This is a genomic window from Agrobacterium sp. 5Ca50, assembly GCF_055381905.1.
Map to the genome: position 1 here is coordinate 504,715 of NZ_AP026440.1, position 18,449 is coordinate 523,163.

Consider the following 18,449-nt stretch of genomic DNA (forward strand, 5'->3'; position numbering starts at 1 on the left):
TATGCTGCGGGATAACCGGGATTGTCTGCTGTCCAGATCGGAATTCTCAAGCGTGTAATTATCGTCGATCCAGCTGGCGGTGGCCTGCGGCAATCTCAGCCCTTCGTGAACCCGGAGATCATTGAGACCGCTGGTGATATGGTCACCGTGCGCGAAGCCTGCCTGTCCATCCCTGGGGTAATAATAAATGTTACGCGACCGAGTAGAGTGAGGGTCCGATATTCTCTCCTCACCGGAGAGCAGCGCGAAATCATTGCAGAGGGCGATTTGGGGAGAGGAATTCAACACGAGATTGATCACCTCAACGGAATACTAATTCTGGATCACAGAGAATGACCAACGACGTGACCGGTCGCCGAATATCTCGTTGTCACCGCAGCTGTCTAAATGACATGCAGCCGGGTCAAATCAACGGCTGCTCATCCGGCGTGACATCCATATGCAACAAGTGTGCAGCTCCTGTTCGATCTCGATATGAGGCTCGATACTGTTGCCTTCAACGGTCGTCCTGTCTGGCATTGTGACGGGCGTTTTTTTGCGACCGGTGGTTTTTCCCTATGCACACGGTCGTATTTGAAGATAGTTTTAAATGACGGTTTCGGCTGGTTCGCTGAGGGTTTTGATGCCGTTGCCCGTGACTGTGTCGGGTAGGTGAGACTGAAGGGAAAAGGCTCGAAAGCCGAGGTAGGTGCAGCAGTAATGGTAGTCAGTACGACCGTTAGAGCAGTTAACTTCATTGTGGCTCCGGTGATGATTTGTAATACCGAGATTGTCGGGAGGACCATTTTGCTCCTCAAAAAAAACAGCACCGTTTCAGAATTCAACTGAACGGATTACGCTTGTAACCCACGCGTTTTCGCACTGTTCTTTAAGCAGATGTGTCGTCGCTCAGTTAATCGCGGACCAAAGTGACAGGAACTGTACAACCAGCCATGGCCGCAGTCCTTATGCCTTAATCGCAAGAACTTCGTGACTAGGCACGACGGGACGTGTTGCTGGAGAACGGCGATATATGTGTCCGACGAGGCTCTCGCCGGACTTGGGAGTTCATGGAATGGAATAGCGGCGCTCATAAGAGGGAGCCTTGTCCATTCAGACTGGCCAGCTCACACAGAAACAGCTTGGGACCCGGATGAAAACATGCCCATTGAAGACAGGAATGTCGTCAAGCCGAAGCTTCGGCAGCCGCTGCGAAAAAACATGAAGGCATTCTTCGAGTTCGATGCGTGCTAAATGATCTGCCACGCATCGATGCGGGCCTGCTCCGAAGGCCAAATGCTCTCGAGTGAAATCGCCACGTCTGATGTCGAATATGTCAGGGCGATGGTAAACTGTCTCGTCCCTCAATGCAGATAATGTTGAGAGTATTACGAGGGCCTGCGCAGGAAGTGTTTCTCCCTGCAATTCAATTTTCTCCGTAGTCAGCCGCACCAGTCCGGCGATCCCCGGCTGGTAACGCATAGCTTCATCAACTGCTGCGGGGATGAGGTCTGGATCATCACACACCGAATTCCACTGCTTTCGATTTAAAAGGAGAAGGGAGGTTTGAGCGACAATTGCCGCTCGAACAGACTCCGTTCCTCCTATGATCAGTTGAATGATCTGGATGGCAGCTTCAAGCGGTGGCACGCCTTCGGCAAAACAAGCACCTTTGAACGCGGCAATGAATGCTTGATCGTCGGGCCCATATGGTTCTGCGATTTTTTGCACCAGGAAGTCGCGTAGGAAATCCATTGCCTCTGACGATCTTTTGATGTCCGCTTCGCTTGATGCAGGGCTGAAAAAACGACTGAGTTCGCGAATGTTGACCATGAAAGAACCGCGTTCCTGGTCAGACACTCCCAGTAGGCCGGCCAAGGCAAGGATAGGAATTTGGTCGGCGAAATGGCTGACGAACTCGACCTGTCCGTCCTCATATACTGCGTCGATCAAACTTTCAGTCGCGTGGCGGACATGCGCTCGCAATTGCGTTGCCACAAACATCGACAATGAACGCGATATGAGCGAGCGACGTCTTTCATGGTGTGCACCATTCGCCGTCAACATACCGTAACTAAAAAATTCGTGCAGACTTCCCTCAGACACCCCTCTGGAGTCGGGAATAGCCATCTCTGTTGAAACGAGGCGCGGATCATTGCTCAACCGAATAACATCGGCGTGGCGCAGCACAAAGAAGCCGCCAGCTTCATATTCAACGATGCGCTGATTTGGCCGCCACCGGGCAAATGCTTTGTGAGGGTCTGCGTTCAGTTCCGCTACGGTCAGCATCATATCTCCATGTGTGATGTAATTCATCCTGAGGTATCACGAATAATACCTAAAGTATCATATTTATCAAATTTGCCGATGTTACCAATTTATGTTTTGGGTTTCAAATGTAACCCGAGCCCGCCAAATCCTAAGTAAGCTTGGCGAAGACCAACCAAAGTGTGACGGTTTCAAGAGACGCCCATGAGCCTGCATGCTTTATCCAGGCGAAAAAAAAGCCTGGCTGCCCAGGCTTAGGTTTGAGGTATAACCTCTAGGGGAACAGGATCACTGGATGTCTATACAGATCACCTGGCGCTCAATTACGTTTGCGAGACGCTTGAAGCAAACGTTTAGTAGCTTCAAGTGTAACCGTCCTGTTTTATCTGTAAGAGTCGTTTCGCCAACGCATCGGTCTTCGATGCGCTGCTGCCACCAAAATGGGGCGAGGGTGCATGAGAATGCCAGTTGCGGCCAAGCGGATCAGCGTTAACAGGTGCTTTGAGCCTGTTAAATAGATGCCCTTTAGGCAACGTTGGAAATGGACCGATCTCAGCCACTCCACCTATTGTAGTGATCATCGGCTTGGACGAGGTGACATAACGGAAAAAACGTTGTCGAAAGGTGGTGGGCTGACAATCGTGGACCCACCGTTTTCTCCTGGTTCAGTGGTGGTCGGCAAATAGCTGTCGTCCGCTGAACTGATGAGCCCAAATGCCTTGTCTTTGTGTCCCTGCGAAAAAACGATCAGCATCCTGGCAATATTATCTGACAGATTGCACCACGCGTGTGGTTCGCCACGCTTTACAGTTGCAGAGTTCCCCGCTGACAATACAAGGTTCTGGTCGCCATTTGTGAGGTGAATACTGCCTTCTAACACAATGATGTGCTCCTCCTCGTCAGGGTGAGTATGAACTGGTATACCGTTGCGTGACTCCGCCGTAACTTCGATCATAGTGTACAGGCCTCCGGTCATCGCGACAGAAGTCCGGATTGTAAATCGTTCACCGGGCGTCACCTCCCACCATTCACCATCATCGCCAGGGCATTTCGATACCATTTTGAACGACGCATGCATTCGATTTTCCTTTCGAGTACTGCATGACACTGCGTCAGGCTCATTCCGGGGGTGAGGGATCGGCGTTGCGTTTCGGCTACAAAACTCAGCCTTAACGTTTCCATTGAAACCGATTGTCGCGCATGTGGGATCAGACCATGGCCGTGTACATGCTGTTCCAGGCCTCAGTTACACCCTGTTTGATGTCCTTCAGAGTACTGTCCATCGTTTTGGCCACAGAGCCGATGTCCTTCAAAAATGTGCGACGATACCGTCATTGACTTCAATAGGTTGTAGGACCCGGTTGTTGGATGGCGAACTGGGGCAATAAACCCGTCTCGAAAAAAAGGAGTTGACTGTCCTGCTGATGTCTGGTTTTATATAGTTATCGCGATAATAGTTATCGCATAACACGGAGTGATGCAGATGACCGACAACAAATTCCTCACAGCTGCCGCCGCTATCGCTATCGCCGCCGCAGGACAGTCAACTTCAGTATCAGCAGCCCAGCCCGTCAAGAATGTCGTCCTCGTCCACGGTGCATTCGCAGACGGTTCGGGGTGGCGCGGCGTTTACGATCAGCTCACCCAGCGTGGCTACAAGGTCACGATTGTCCAGAACCCCCTGACATCTCTTGACGACGATGTTGCCGCGACAAACCGCGCACTCGACCGTCAGGACGGCCCAACCATTCTTGTCGGTCACTCCTGGGGCGGTACCGTCATCACGGAAGCAGGCATTCACGCCAATGTCGCTGGCCTGGTGTACGTGTCGGCCCTGTCGCCAGATGCTGGTGAAACGACCGGCCAGCAATATGAGGGTTTTGCCCCAGCCTCCGAATTTGTGATCGACAAGGCTGATGACGGCTTCGGTTTTGTCAGCCCCGAGAAATTCAAAGCCGGGTTTGCCCATGATGTCAGTGATGAAGATGCTGCCTTCATGCGAGACTCGCAGGTTCCTATCAATCTGGAGGTGTTTGGCACAAAGCTCAAAAATGCTGCCTGGCGCACCAAGCCCAGCTGGGCTGTCATTGCCACGGAAGACAAGGCCTTTGATCAGGCGATGCTCATTCACATGGCTGAGCGGATCAAGGCGAAGATTACCAAGGTCTCAGCCAGCCATGCGCTGTTCATGACGCAGCCAAAGGTGGTCGCAGACACGATCGATGAGGCCGCCAAGACAATCCAGAACAAAGCAAACTGACAACAGAAACATCAAGCGAGTGCAAAAATGCACTCGCTTGAAAACACCAATGCAACATTCTCCAGACTGACGCGCTCCACGATGCGTGATCTTCCACCGGCAAGCTGAGAGCTCGGGCAAGTTCAGCCTAACGAAATCATGTCAAATGCAATGAGATTCAGGCGTCCTTGTAATGATCAGAAAGTAATGCCGGATCAGAAGGGTGGCCCCTCTCACCCAAGGATTTACATTTGACATATTATTCGATGATGCCAGCTCCGCCAGTCCTTACCTACGCCGAACTTAACTCCCGACCGCACCAAATCTTTGCAGAATATCGTGCAAACATGCCGTTCCTGAAGCGGGAGGATGGAGCCTATCTCCTTTTACGCGGGGAAGATGTTCAGCGTTTCGTCAAGGACCCGCGCACCAAACAGATTGAAACTGAATATTTGAGGGCTCGTGGAATAACCAGCGGACCGATTCTGGAGTTTCTGTCGAAAAGCATGTTGTTTTCGAATGGTGACGTACATCGCCGACGACGTCAGCCAATGACCAAGTGTTTCTCTTTCCGAATGATGGAGGCCCTACGGCCCAAAGTACGAGCTTTGGCAGGAAACCTGCTATCCAGACATCTGCGCGAAGATGGATTGAAATTGCGCGATGAATTCGCGGCTCAAATACCGGCAATCACAATTGCTGCGATACTGGGGATCCCCGCGTCGGACGTCCAGCATTTCACCGCATTGGTTTATCAGGTGTCCAAGGTGCTGACCACGTCTTGGACTGACCAGGACGTACCGGAAATGGAAGCGGCAACTGCCATTTTCATATCGTATTGCGAAGAGTTAATCGCGGAACGGCGCAAGTCGCCGAACGACGATTTTATTTCCGAATACGTTTCTAACGTGGATAGAGAGGGCGAGCTTTCACCTTCTGAGGCAGTCATGCAACTCGCTAGCGTGATCTTGGGTGGAACAGATACCACACGTGCGGCAATCGTGATTCAAACCGGATTGTTGCTTGGACAATCCGACATTTGGCTGCGATTGAAGGAGGATCGCCGCCTCATTGTACCTGCTGTCGCTGAGTGCTTGCGATTGGAGCCCGCTGTGGGATCGATCCCTCGGCTCGCAGTGGAGGATATAGAAATTGCCAGCCATGTAATACCGCGTGGAAGCATGCTTATCTTGTCCACCATGTCAGCTCTGCGTGATCCCTGCGTCTTTCCTGAGCCCGATGTGTTTTCACTCGAGCGCAATCGCCCACGATGGCATCCTGTTTATGGTGACGGCGAGCATCGTTGCCTTGGACAAGCCTTAGCGCAAATAGAACTGGAAGAAGCATTGGGTGCCTTACTCGATTGCATGCAGGAGTTGCGCTTAGGGGATGCGTCGTTGCGGGTCAGTGGACATGCAGGCATCAGAAACGTTGACGAATTGATTGTCAGCCCCGCTTAAAGCTTATCGCGGTAAAGTTGAGCAAGATCAACACTCTTGAGACAGGCGCATTTTCTGCAAGTGCGTCTGTCCTGTTTTCAAGGACGTCCAGACTACACGTTCAAGAGACGGCGCCTTGCGTCAAATCAAGCGCAAATTGTTCGGCGGCACATGCGATTACGTCTGTAATCGAGTTGTCTGATATCGCAATCTTGCAACAAACACAGACGGGCAATGTCAAGCGATCTAAACCGCTTGGAGCGCCCTGTTGATGAATACGAACTCTCGCAACGAACCACTATACGGCCGCAGATCTATTTGGTCTCACTGTGCAAAACGACTGACGCACACTCTTACAGCACCACTGTCTTGGTGGAATTTCCAGCGCAAAATTCGCCGTCAAATCGAGCAGTTGCGGTTACTTGATGACCATATCCTGCGCGACCTGGGCATGAGCCGTCAGGAAATTAGCTGTCTCGGCCTGCCTTTAGAGGATGTCGGGAAAATGAGGCGTGTTGACCACCCTTGGCTGGTTGAACGGCAAAATAAAGCGAGACGCTCTTTTTCAGAAGACGATTTCTCCGGTGTCGGCCACGAGACGGGCTTGGTTGGGTCGCTTCATACTAACGAGCGTGCTGGAGGTCATAGTGACCAGCATTTACACCCCGCTCACGTGTCTCGTCCGTCGCTGTGGTTTCGTTTCTTTTCCCTTTTTGGTCCGGCGGCCTGTCTTGTTTATCCCATTTCGGTCGCTGCGCGAGATGCAGGTGAACGGGTTGGCGATAATCCCTCTATTTCGCGGCGCCAAGGTCGTGAATAGGCGGGTTTCCCCTTTATCCATCCCAATCGGCTAGCGCCCGCCAGCCACAATGCCTCACTGGCTGTGTTTTTTAGCCAGCACTTTGATCCATATTACAAGAGATATCAAACCGATGAAATTACCCAGCTTCTTCACCTTTTTCAGCTCTTGTGCCAGCGTGTGCGTGCTAACGACATGTTTTTCGGGGATTGCTGAAGCGGCAGACAAACCAAACCAGCAGTTGGTGAGCCGTGGTTACTATCTCTCACAGCTTGGTAATTGCGAGCACTGTCATACGCCCGGGCATTTTCTAGGTAAACGTGATCAAAGCAAAACACTGTCTGGGTCCGACGTTGGTTTCTGGGACCCCAATCTCGGCACCGTGATCGGCCCTAACATAACACCTGATGATGAGACGGGAATCGGCACCTGGACCCCACAGGACATTAGACTGGCCCTTACAACAGGGGAGCGTCCCGATGGCCGACTTCTGTCGCCGGTCATGCCGTGGGCTGATTTAGCTCAACTGCAAGAACCCGATATTCTCGCGCTTGTGGAGTATCTGAAATCTCTCAAGCCGGTGAAAAACAGGGTGCCGGGACCATTTGGCCCCGCGGAGGCAGTTCCTGTTCACACGCTGCGGTTGGCGCCTCCTGATAAAGTAAAGCAGCGGTGATATGCGAAGTGAAACCAACATGTGTGCCTGGGCGGCTTAGTTTAGTGCAACTCAAGTGTGCCGAACATGCGTGTCCGCGCCTTGGGTCAACTCGCGTGGATGTCATCCTTCAGGTCGGGTGTAAGCACACTGAGCCTTATCGTATTTCAAGAGATCCATGGCTTTCAGTTGTAACCCGATTTTCGGAATCCGAAACAGCCAAGCCAAGCCGTCCTCGTAGAACTTCCTCCAATGAAAAAGAAGCCAAGACGGATTACCCGCATAACAATTCAACGCATGAGAGCAGGCTGACATGTTTGATACCGTGATTCAGAACGTAGATACCTCGCATGGCAATCTTGTCGCCGAGATGACACTTGGCAAGGGTTTGGACGTCGTGCTGATCCACGGCAACTCCTCTTGCCGCAGGGTTTTTCACCGACAGTTAAATTCCCACCTTGGCCGAGATCACCGTTTGATCTGCATAGATTTGCCCGGGCACGGTCAGTCTGATGACGCTGAGGTCAAGGAGAGAACATATCCGTTACCCGGCCTCGCAGACGCGTGCATTGAACTTCTTGAAAAGCTGGATTTGAAAAGACCCGTCCTTGTTGGCTGGTCTTTGGGCGGACACGTTGCAATCGAAGTAGCAGCGCGTTCGTATCCACTCCGCGGGCTGTTTCTAACAGGTACGTCACCGGTAGGGCCAGATATATCGGAAGGGTTCAGCGGCAGTCTGCTGGAAGGTCTGGCATCTCGGGGAAAGTTCACCGAACTGGAGGCGATGCAGTTCGTGAACAGGGTTTTCGGCGATGAAGCAACGTACGAACTGGAACAGGCGGCGATGAGAACAGATTTGAGTTTCCGGACAATCCTGTCCTCCGCTGCGCGAATTACGGAAAAAAGCAATCAGCGCGCCATTGTAAGTTCTACAACCATTCCCACAGCCATTGTTAATGGCGCCGACGATTCGATTGTTAACCTGGATTACGTTGATAGCGTGCCTTACTCAAAACTATGGAAGGGTACGTGCTTTCGTATTCCGCGGGCCGGGCATGCCCCGTTTCTCCAGAACGGCGAAGAGTTTAATGGCTATCTGGAAAGATTTCTCGAAGACATTTGAGCAGTCCTAGCCGACTGCAAAATCAACAAACATATCCACATCGATAGGGTTCGCAATCCCTGCGGCGTGACGCCAAGCGCCTCCGTACCGGGAGGGCTCGGCTTAAACTTGATTGTGCGCCCCAAAACAATCCCTGACTTCACCCCCACAGCACTACCTGCACACCAAACCTTTATTTCAAAGGAGAAATCCGCATGCAAGATTACCACGAAGAGGCCACCTCGAAACCTCAGAGCCGCCATCTCCATCTGGTAAGCGTTCGATCTGAAGATGAACTGCGCAGGCCGCGGTTTCGGACGGAAGTTGACGATCCGCACTATACACAAATCGCTGAGAGCATCATCTCCATACTTGGTGAACCGCCGTTCAAACCAACCGAGCCAATTGTGATATCTCAGCATGTTGATGAAACTGCAACCACGGCTTCAGGCAGCGAGATGGCGGTTGAAAACAGTGCAGAAGACGTTTGGTTCAATGGTATCTTTCCCCTAATCCTCTTGCTCGCTCTCAGCATAATTCACATTACCATCTTTTCCGTTCTCCTGCAGTCTGCGCCACTCTATCCGGACTGGTACCCTTGAGCGGTGACGCGGCTGTCTGTTGAGCGCAGGGCGGGGATAGTACAACCTCAACGGCATCGCCAAATGAGTGAAAAGGCGATTATCGGGCGAGCCGAGCTGTTAACCTGACCAGTGACGTCCATCGGGGCGGCTGGCGGAGGTCGTGGGATGGGTAGCGTCACAACAGCGCATACTCTCAATCATAGGCAGCTAGCGGTGCCCCTTTGATGCGCGAATGTTTACCCGGCGCGTCGCAGTCTCGTATTTCAAGTGTAATGATTTTCCACCTCACCGACATAACGCTGAAGTTCAAAAGTCTGAAACGCATTCCGGCCTTGCGGTCGTGAATCGCACGTGATGCGACATGCATGTCTAGACCATCGTACAATTAAGGCTCGAGAACCCATGGTGTTGAAATCCGTAAAATGGCTGTCAGGCCTATCAACAGATACCAGTAAAGACAGCTCGCAAATTCCGGACTCGCGTAAAGCCAGAATAACTAGGGCCTGCCTCGTGGTCATCGCATTTGGAGCTGTGGCTTCTTTTGACGAGGCCGTCGTGATGGCTGCTCGAGAAACGCCAGCAGTCGTTAAGGTTTTTTTTCAGGATCTGACCGAATTTACCGAACCGACAAACCTATTGTCCGCAATCGCGACGTTACTCGTTCTCACAACGCTTTTCGCATTTGTCGTGAGACGTACTTTGGCTTCAGCATTTGCAAAACTTCTTGGTTTTGTTCTAGTCAGCGGCGTGTTTGCACTGTTAGTCGCCATCATTGCGAAAGTATCCATTGGCAGGGCTCGTCCAACGACGTTGACAGTGCCCGATATGTTTTTCTTCAGCCCATTTTCTGTTTCGCGAGCCTTTGAATCGTTCCCATCCGCCCAGGCTGCTCTTTCGGGCGCCGTTTGTTACTGCATCGTCTCGAGATTACCCGGATGGCGGGGAACTGCTTTCGGGATGATGGTCCTTATTGGCCTGTCACGTATCTTTACTGAGCAGCATTGGCCCACCGACGTACTCGGTGGATGTATCTTAGGGTGGCTGTGCGCGGCGATCATTTCGCCGCTCTTTTTCAAGCGCCCGTCGCTCACCTATAATGACCAATCAGCCTTGTTTAGACGACGCAATAAATGATTAAATTGATACTTGTGAAATAATTGAAATTTGATATCTTTACTGGAAGTGCTCTAGGAGGCTAGTCATTCCTTGGTAGGTGAGCACGATTGTCATTTCAAAGTTGAGCCGTGGGGAGCGAAACGCTGTATGGATGAAGTACGCCGTCGCTTCCCGGTAACACGATACGTCCAACCTCTGGCGATGGCGGCTGTAATATCGTGCAGTGTTGTCACGACATTTGCGGCGAGCCTGGAGCCTTATCCGGGCCATCAAGAGGCTTTGGCGCCGCTGCCACCTCCGCCGGTTCTTGATCCAAGTAAGATTTCGCTTGGCCGACGTCTCTTTCACGACCCTGTTCTGTCGGGGCAGAATGCAATGTCATGCAGTACCTGTCACAACCTGCAAACAGGTGGCACGATCCGTCTTTCCAGAACGGTTGGATACAAGGGGAAAGTGCACCAGTTCAACGCGCCCACGATATTTAACGTAGGCAACAATTACCGGTTGGGTTGGCGGGGCAGGTTTACGTCTTTAGCGGTGCAGAACGAGACCATTCTTCATGATCCAAATCTGATGGCGATTGAATGGCCTGAGTTGCTTTCAAGGCTCAATGGGCAAAAAAGTTACATCGAGGTTTTTACAGCGCAATATGGACGGCAGGCAGACCGCGAAAACGTTCTAGATGCTCTGGTGGCATACCAAATGTCACTCGTTACCCCGGACTCGTCGTTTGATCAGTACCTTGAAGGCAATCAGCAGGCTCTTTCTCCGATCCAGAAACAGGGCCTGAAATTGTTTATGGAGTATGGCTGCGTGTCTTGTCATCAAGGATCCAACATCGGTGGCAACATGTTCCAGATATTTGGCGTTTTCGGGGATCCGGATGCGCGCTCCTTGCATGAGCCTGAAGATCTGGAAAAGCGGCTGCAGCGCCACGATAAAGAAGAGAACGTCTTTCGCGTGCCAAGTCTGCGCAACGTGGAGGTCACCGCGCCTTACTTTCATGATGGTCGAACCGAAACGTTGCGGGAGGCGATCGCGATCATGGGGGAGAGCCAGTTAGGTCGCCAGCTCAACGACGAAGATATTGCAGCTTTAGAAGCTTTCCTGAAAAGTTTGACCGGGGTTTATAATGGTAAGCGTCTCTCGACGGCTGTCACTGACGAGTCTCGGTGAAATCCTCCCAATCGGGATCCTGACGATATCGGCAATCATTCTGGCGCTTGTGGTAGCAGGCAGAGATCCTGGGCGTGCTGTCCATGAAGCCGTTATGCAGAACTTGAGGGCAGTTGATGTCAATCATGCGTCTTTACAGCGCGACGTGCTGCGCGCCAGAGCAGGATTATTGCCGTCATATGACGCGCTCGTCCATTCTGTTTCCAATCTCAGGCGTACCATTAGCGAACTGACCGAGCTTCTGAAAACCCCGCCCTTCAATGATGACGACGAATTACACCAGCTGCTGACGGACTTGGCCAAAGGCATAGATTCAGATGAGGTCTTGGTTGAAGGGTTCAAGACACGCAACGCTCTTTTGCAAAACTCGATTAGTGTGTTTGGCCAGACACTGACGACATTACACGAATCCGACAACGAGGTGGTCAAACGTGCGCTGGCCCGTGCAAGCGACCTTGGAAACCTCATGATGCGGTTTTCGACAAGACCTGACGAAAGCCTCCAGTCCCTGATCCAGGCAAGGCTGTCCCACTTGCCCGAATTCGACACCGCAGCTCCGGTCTTGAAAAGTTTTGGTACCGTGATTGTGCACGCAAAGATGATCCTTGCCGTGTTGCCGCGGGTTGATTCCAAGATCGCAGCTATCCAGGCATCGCCAACACCACTTCGTGCGGAAAAACTTCAGTCAAAGTACGTAAGCATTGCGGCCGATGCGTCGTCGCGAGCGTCTACCAGCCGCATTATGCTCGGGATCATAGCATCCTTTCTGTCAGTCTATATTTGTGTTCTTGTCTATCGACTTCGTGCACAAACGACCCGTCTCAAGCGACGACTGCACTATGAGCAAGTCATAGCGGATATCAAAGACGATATGGTTGATTGCTGTCCTTCAAGATTCCCTGACTTCATGGATCGCGCTCTGGCCCGTATCTCAACCATTTTTGGTGCTCATCGCACAAGTTTTGCCATCTACAACTCCGATCGGTCCGAACTGAGGGACGCACACCAGTTTTCAGACAGCAGTGAAAGCAGGGCTATCCTGAAGGATTTCACCCGCAATCATATTCGCCAGAAAGGCGCTCCGACATTTCGCTTCTACGACAAGACATCCTGCTGCCACTCTATGAGATTGGGTAGCCTATTTGATGTCCGCGACAGGAACATTTGCCATCTGGTTGTTGGTGCTGAAGTGGGTGAACATGACATTGCGGTACTTGTTCTTGCGCTTGACAATGCACGCGCGCACTTCACGACAGATGAGATGCACCTGTTGCTGGCGACATTAAAGACATTCATGGAATTCATCGAGACAATTAAGGGACGTCAGGAGCGCGACGGGCTCGAAACGCGGCTGCAGCACGCACAACGCCTGGAGGCCGTCGGGACTTTGGCTGGAGGCATTGCCCACGAATTCAACAATGTCTTAGGGGCAATTCTCGGATACGGTGAGATGGCAGTTCAGCTTCTTCGAAAACCGTCAGCGACACGCAATTATGTCGAGGAAATACTCAAGAGCGGGGCGCGGGCGAAACATATCGTGGATCAGATTTTGACTTTCAGCCGCAAGCGCGAGCGGATTGTCAAACCATTTGATGTTGCTGATGCCATTGCCGACATCCTGCCTCTCCTGCAGGTTACCTTGGGCAACAAGGTCGTGCTGGACTGGTACCTTTGCCAAACGCCAGCCGTCATCGAAGGCAATCCGGTGGAGATCCACCAGCTGGTTATGAACTTGTGCAAAAATGCCAGTCAGGCATCGGCTCGTGGGCAAAGAGTGAAAATCGAGGTTCAAACTTTTAATGTCGCTCGCAAAAAGGCTTTGTCCCATGGCGAAATTGCGCCAGGTGCATATGTCTGTCTTTCGGTCAAAGATGAGGGGCCTGGTATCCCAGACCATGTAATGCCCCATATATTTGAGCCATTTTTTACGACGAATTCCAGTTCTGGTGGTTCGGGTCTTGGCCTTTCTGCCGTCCACGGAATAGTCAGTGCTTTGGGTGGTTGCATCAACGTGGAAAGTGAAAGCGCCAAAGGCACTGAGTTTTCGCTTTATTTTCCGTCCACAGCCAAAGCGCCGCTACCGATAGACAGTTTCTTTAATGAGCGCGCGGTGCCGACCGGAAATGGGGAGCAGGTGATTATTGTTGAGGAGGACAAGATGCTGCGGGAACTCTATGAGGAGAAGGTCGCCGCATTGGGCTACGAGCCGATTGGTTACACCGACATGGTCGGTTTACGCAGGGAGCTTGATCGCGGTATGCGTGCCGATCTCGCTATTTTCAATCAAAAATGCGTTATCGCCAAGGCTGATCTTGGTCACATCGAAACTGTGTTTGGGCAGGGGAGAATGTTGTTGCTGGGCGACAGAACCCTCGAACTTTCCCCGGAACTTTCTCACCTTCGATCGAGGATATTGAAAACCCCGTTCAGTTCCGCTTCGTTGGCAAATGCCATTTTCGACAGTCTGACCCGTTCCATATGACAGGGTACTTAATATTGTCGGGCAGCCACGGTCATCAATGACTGAGCCTTAAAACCTGTGCTGCTCGAACTGGTTTTCGACAAAACACATCCTCGTTGTCGCATGGCGTTCCATGGATTTATGAAGCCAAAGAAGGATATATTGTGGTCCTTTCAGTGGCTTAGCTATTGCCTTTCTCGTTGCCTGTCGATGCTTCAAACGAAAAACATTGCTGTCGTCTCCTTCTTGTAAGGTCATTTATTTGCGGTGTCCTAACATCAGTTAGCTTTGGCTCCCCCTCTACAAAAGCACCAAACTCAAAAATCAGCGATCAGTGAACAGGCAACCGCTCACCGTGCCGGTCTCAACGATCCTTGGCTGGGACCCCTTTGCAATGTTGCATTTGCAATCCTTCACCAGCTTCCGGACATGAGCCCGAAACTCAGGAGGGAGAGCACATACCCCGCCCAAAAATATCACCGCGGAACGCGAAACCAGAACAACTAATAACTTCAAGGGCGCTTTACAAAATGATAAAATTGATACAAATGATATTTACGGTAATTTCAACCTTCGATAGACGTAACTTTTTGATAGGTCAAAAAAGGAAACTCAAAGTGTATGATTTGCTGAAACGCCTCTTGGGCCACTGCCATCGAATAGCTTGCGGGTCTGCAAGGGCCGAGGATCTGATAGTGGACACGTGCCGGTCAAAACATTCCGTTCCGAACCGAAGACCCATGGACTGCAACGTTTTAGGTAGAGACGAGCAATTAGCCGTCATTTGCCTTGCGGAGATTGGAGCCGCGCCGTGAAACACATATTGGTGATAGACGACGATTCCGCCATGCGCAGCTTGTTGAAGGACTACCTTTCGCAGCATGCCTTTCGGGTAACTGTTCTCAGCGGAAGCCAGGACCTTGCCAGAGTTCTGAGCACAGACCCGATTGACCTAATCATCGTCGATCTTAATTTGGGAAACGAAGACGGTCTCGACATCGTTCGAAAGCTATCAAGCACGTCTGATTACCCGATTATAATCATAAGCGGAGACAGACTTGAAGAGGCTGACAAAGTCGTTGGTCTGGAACTGGGAGCTGTCGACTACATCACTAAGCCCTTTGGCACGCGGGAGTTGTTGGCACGCGTTCGATCATCGTTGCGTGAAAAACCTGCCATAGAAGTCAATAAAGACAAGAAAATATATTCATTCAACGAATGGGAGCTCAACATCAAGCTTCGTAAGCTGATGTATTGCGGCGAACAAGAAGTGAAGCTGACGGCAGGTGAGTTCAACCTTTTGACAGCTTTTCTGCGGTCGCCGCGTCAGGTCCTGTCACGTGAGCAGCTCCTTTCGGCAAGCCGAATTTACAATGAAGAAGTGTTCGATAGGAGTATCGATGTTCTGATCCTGAGATTACGCCGAAAGCTGGAGAAGGATCCTTCTCAGCCAGCGTTAATCAAGACAGAGAGGGGCGCCGGTTACATGTTTGATGCGGATGTAACCGCGACGTACAGAGGCGCGGCTAGCAGGATGGTCGGCAGAGCATAGGTGTCGCTCCCTGCAGTGTCATGAAGCGATCAAGGACGAGGATGTCCTCGAAATACGGCGCGCGGCTGTCACCGCGCGTCCCGACTAACTGTTACACCCGCAACAGAAACATGCATATCTGAAACAACCGCGAAAGCATTCCTGCCTACGAAAGCTGATGCAAACCTTACAGTTCGGGCAGGTTAAATCGCACTGGCATTCTCAATGCTTCAGTCTGGCCCGACTTAACCCTATCTGTTTATTTAGGAGCAGGGCATTGGCTAAACTAGTTGCCACACTGGCATCCACTCACCACCCATTTTATCTTAGAGCGACCACAGCGCCTGTCGAGGAGCAGATGCCTCAGGCGCGGGAATGGAGACTCAAAGTTGAAGCGTATCGCGAGACTTTGGCACGCGCGCAGCCTGATATCCTCGTCATGGTCGGATCTGACCATTTTCATCAGATTTTTCTGGATAATTGTCCGCAATTTCTGATCGGCAAGGCCCCAAGGTATGACGCGACATTTTATAACGAAGAGCGCGAATTCGGCCTGCCGAAATATATGTTGCAGGGCGATGAGGCTATGTCGGCGTTCATGCACCAGTCATTGCTTGATCAGAACTTCGACTTTGCATTTTCCAATGAACTGAAGATCGACCACTCGATCGTTTGCCCGATCATTACTTTACGGCCCCAAAACGACCTGCCCATTGTGCCAATATACACCAATATCTTTGCACCACCCTTACCGTCAATCAGACGGTTTTATGACCTTGGGCAGGCTATTCGCCGAGCGATCGAGGACTTTCCATCTTCGAAAAGGGTCGCAGCAATCGGTACCGGCCATCTTTCCCTAGAGTTGGGTGGACCTCGTCAATTCACGGAGACCGGCCCGGATCCGATATTTGACCGGCAAGCTATTGAGTGGCTACGTAATGGTGACGTCGAAGCATTACTTCGAAATGTCAGCCACGAGAGTATGCAAAAAAGCGGAAATGCGACGCACGGTTTTCTGAATTTTATACTGATGCTGGGGGTCGCCGGTGCGGAATGTGCTGACTACGTCGACAATCTCGATCTGTTTCACACAATGGAAGCATATTTTACCTGGTATCCAAAGGAGCCTGCCGCGTGAGTAAATACTTCGTCAACAAGTTTCTCTTCATGGTGGACCGTGATCCCGCTTTGTTGCGGCAGTATACCATCGATCCACATGGCCTTGTCGCACGCTGGGAACAAACGATCGGTGCGACTCTGCTGTCAAATTCAGCTGAGGAATCGACAGTTATGAGCTTGACGGCAGATGAGCGCAACGCGCTCACCGCACATGACTTCGTGGCTTTGTTTGAGATGGGAGCACATTTTTTTCTCAATCTCACTATTTTCATAGGCATCTACGACGAGCCATATGCCGCGAGGTCAGGACCGCTATCATTTCAGCGGGAATTTGCGGGTAAGTTGGCGCATTGGCAGGGCCTCACCTACCCATCCGTGGCCACGTAAGCGCTGCCGACGTGTGTGTCCTGCTCAGATGGCAGAATACGCGTTTTGCTCTTCTCGTTGTTGGGCGCGAACGCGAATTAAGTTGGTCGTTGCCTCGGCTATAGTTGTCAGCGCTTCGAACTCAGAAGGGGCCAAGGTACGCGGTACAACGTCGATGACGCATATTGAGCCAAGCGCAAAGTCGAATTTGTCGCGAACGGGAGCGCCCGCGTAAAATCGAAAACCAAATGGCGCTGCAAGCGCCGGATTGCCCTCGAATATCTCAACTCTCGAAAGGTCTTCTATCACCGTAAATTTGTTTGCCATGAGCGTACTGTTACAGAATGCCCAGTCTCGAGGGGTCTGTTCTCCCTCAAACCCTATTCGCGATTTGAACCACTGTGCGTCCTTGGTGATCAAAGTGAACATTGCGACAGGAGCATGTGTGACGTCGGCTGCCAAGCGTACAAGGCGATCAAAGCTCGTGTCGGGTGCCGATTGAAGCAACTCGGACTGCTTCACTGCCTCCAGACGCGCACGTTCATTCCAGGGCGTCGGAAAGCCGGCGGACAAATTATCAGCTGGCTTGGTAGATCGCAGATAATCCACGACCGCTGCGCTCATCTGCGAGACGTCGCTCGACATCTTCACTTGTACCCGCCGGGACATCCGCGTCGCTGGATGATTAACGTCGGCTTCGGTTGCACTGACGATAAGCGTTTGTCTGTAGCGAACATCGTTGCCGAGCGCGGTTATGAGCCGCTTTCGATCAGGTTCATTTGCGTTTTCAACGATAATCAGCATAGGAGGGATGACCGCGATCAACTTGGACAAGGCCTCGACATCTTCCACGACATCCAGGAGCAAGCCCGATCCTGGAAGGCCGGTCAGCTGCCAGTGGGCACCGCGACCTTGAGCCGCGACAACCACACCGCGGGCTGAAACCCGAACATCATCGGAATGGGGATCATCAATCAGATCCAGAACCGCCTGGCGGGGAATTCGTCTGTGTCCGCCTGGTGTTTTCCAAGACGGCAATTGACCGCTTTCTACCCATAACTGGGCAGTTCGCACAGAAACACCTAATAACTCCGCAGCGTCCGCCGTAGTCAGAATATCTTTCACGTACTTACCCACTCATTGAACATTAGATATAGTAAAATATGGAAAATATGCAAGAAGTGTTGGAATTGGCAATCTATTCCATTTGTAGTCAACACACCCATCGCTGATACGAAAGCGAAACCTCACCTCGCCAACCTGCAGGCTTCCTAAGGCGGCCTAAAGGCGGGAGATTTGTCATGAAGTTGAGTGTTTCTTCAGGAACCATTTCGTGGCTTAGCCCGCTGTACTCTGCGCTTCTCAAGCGCGCCAGCAGAGTGTTTTCGTTTCTCAAACAAATCGTCGGTATTGGCAGTGTAGCCTACTACTTCTCTCCATATTACCCGTTGGCTGACGAGGGCGATTTTCCGCATTTGCAAATCGACGGCCGCCTGACGGACGGTCAAGACAAGGTGGCTCCATTGGATCCAGATCACAACGACTGACCACCCGGCTCGAATGTGCTGATGGCGAGTGTGCGATCAGCATGGTGGTCTGTCATTATTCAAGACAT

The 18,449-nt window shown here is 51.6% G+C and carries 17 protein-coding genes; 14 read left to right on the forward strand and 3 right to left on the reverse strand.

Annotation, left to right across the window (positions count from 1 at the left end):
- Positions 1–21: 21 nt before the first annotated feature.
- Positions 22–336: a peptide deformylase gene (locus ACZ5FM_RS24540; protein ID WP_409515624.1), complete on the forward strand. Its 315-nt coding sequence runs from the start codon at positions 22–24 to the stop codon at positions 334–336.
- Between the two features lie 756 nt (positions 337–1,092).
- Here ACZ5FM_RS24540 and ACZ5FM_RS24545 read toward each other — a convergent pair.
- Positions 1,093–2,295 (reverse strand): cytochrome P450, encoded by a 1,203-nt coding sequence (locus ACZ5FM_RS24545; RefSeq protein WP_464041077.1) that lies wholly within the window; start codon positions 2,293–2,295, stop codon positions 1,093–1,095.
- Between the two features lie 529 nt (positions 2,296–2,824).
- Positions 2,825–3,325, reverse strand: coding sequence for a cupin domain-containing protein (locus ACZ5FM_RS24550; protein ID WP_464041078.1), 501 nt, complete (start codon positions 3,323–3,325; stop codon positions 2,825–2,827).
- Between the two features lie 405 nt (positions 3,326–3,730).
- On the opposite strand from ACZ5FM_RS24550, the gene ACZ5FM_RS24555 reads away from it, so the two are divergent.
- From ACZ5FM_RS24555 to ACZ5FM_RS24610, 12 genes are all read left to right on the forward strand, one after another.
- A complete protein-coding gene (locus tag ACZ5FM_RS24555) occupies positions 3,731–4,507 on the forward strand; it encodes an alpha/beta fold hydrolase (RefSeq protein ID WP_275643504.1) in 777 nt (258 codons plus the stop codon).
- 230 nt (positions 4,508–4,737) lie between these two features.
- The gene (locus tag ACZ5FM_RS24560) at positions 4,738–5,946 is read left to right on the forward strand and encodes a cytochrome P450 (RefSeq protein WP_464041079.1); all 1,209 of its coding nucleotides are present in this window, start codon (positions 4,738–4,740) and stop codon (positions 5,944–5,946) included.
- A gap of 250 nt (positions 5,947–6,196) precedes the next feature.
- Complete coding sequence (locus ACZ5FM_RS24565; RefSeq protein WP_464041080.1) at positions 6,197–6,745, forward strand: DUF1127 domain-containing protein; 549 nt, start codon at positions 6,197–6,199, stop codon at positions 6,743–6,745.
- Between the two features lie 112 nt (positions 6,746–6,857).
- Positions 6,858–7,400, forward strand: a complete 543-nt coding sequence (locus ACZ5FM_RS24570) for a cytochrome c (protein WP_464041081.1) — start codon at positions 6,858–6,860, stop codon at positions 7,398–7,400.
- A 292-nt stretch (positions 7,401–7,692) separates the two neighbouring features.
- Positions 7,693–8,502, forward strand: coding sequence for an alpha/beta fold hydrolase (locus ACZ5FM_RS24575; protein ID WP_464041082.1), 810 nt, complete (start codon positions 7,693–7,695; stop codon positions 8,500–8,502).
- Between the two features lie 194 nt (positions 8,503–8,696).
- Positions 8,697–9,083, forward strand: a complete 387-nt coding sequence (locus ACZ5FM_RS24580) for a hypothetical protein (RefSeq protein ID WP_464041083.1) — start codon at positions 8,697–8,699, stop codon at positions 9,081–9,083.
- A 384-nt stretch (positions 9,084–9,467) separates the two neighbouring features.
- On the forward strand, positions 9,468–10,199 hold the full coding sequence (locus tag ACZ5FM_RS24585) for a phosphatase PAP2 family protein (protein WP_464041084.1): 732 nt from the start codon (positions 9,468–9,470) through the stop codon (positions 10,197–10,199).
- Between the two features lie 129 nt (positions 10,200–10,328).
- Positions 10,329–11,357, forward strand: coding sequence for a cytochrome-c peroxidase (locus ACZ5FM_RS24590; protein WP_464041085.1), 1,029 nt, complete (start codon positions 10,329–10,331; stop codon positions 11,355–11,357).
- Positions 11,314–13,839: a two-component system VirA-like sensor kinase gene (locus tag ACZ5FM_RS24595; protein WP_464041087.1), complete on the forward strand. Its 2,526-nt coding sequence runs from the start codon at positions 11,314–11,316 to the stop codon at positions 13,837–13,839. The genes ACZ5FM_RS24590 and ACZ5FM_RS24595 overlap by 44 nt, the downstream gene beginning before the upstream one ends.
- Positions 13,840–14,629: 790 nt before the next feature.
- Positions 14,630–15,370 carry a response regulator gene (locus ACZ5FM_RS24600; RefSeq protein WP_275643513.1) on the forward strand — a complete coding sequence of 247 codons (741 nt, stop codon included), beginning with the start codon at positions 14,630–14,632 and terminating at the stop codon, positions 15,368–15,370.
- 256 nt (positions 15,371–15,626) lie between these two features.
- The gene (locus tag ACZ5FM_RS24605; protein WP_464041088.1) at positions 15,627–16,487 is read left to right on the forward strand and encodes a DODA-type extradiol aromatic ring-opening family dioxygenase; all 861 of its coding nucleotides are present in this window, start codon (positions 15,627–15,629) and stop codon (positions 16,485–16,487) included.
- Positions 16,484–16,855, forward strand: coding sequence for a hypothetical protein (locus ACZ5FM_RS24610; RefSeq protein WP_464041089.1), 372 nt, complete (start codon positions 16,484–16,486; stop codon positions 16,853–16,855). The genes ACZ5FM_RS24605 and ACZ5FM_RS24610 overlap by 4 nt, the downstream gene beginning before the upstream one ends.
- A 24-nt stretch (positions 16,856–16,879) precedes the next feature.
- Here ACZ5FM_RS24610 and ACZ5FM_RS24615 read toward each other — a convergent pair whose 3' ends face one another.
- A complete protein-coding gene (locus ACZ5FM_RS24615; RefSeq protein WP_464041090.1) occupies positions 16,880–17,959 on the reverse strand; it encodes a helix-turn-helix domain-containing protein in 1,080 nt (359 codons plus the stop codon).
- A gap of 176 nt (positions 17,960–18,135) precedes the next feature.
- Between ACZ5FM_RS24615 and ACZ5FM_RS24620 the strand changes: the two genes are divergently transcribed.
- Positions 18,136–18,381, forward strand: coding sequence for a hypothetical protein (locus tag ACZ5FM_RS24620; protein WP_464041091.1), 246 nt, complete (start codon positions 18,136–18,138; stop codon positions 18,379–18,381).
- Positions 18,382–18,449 lie beyond the last annotated feature (68 nt).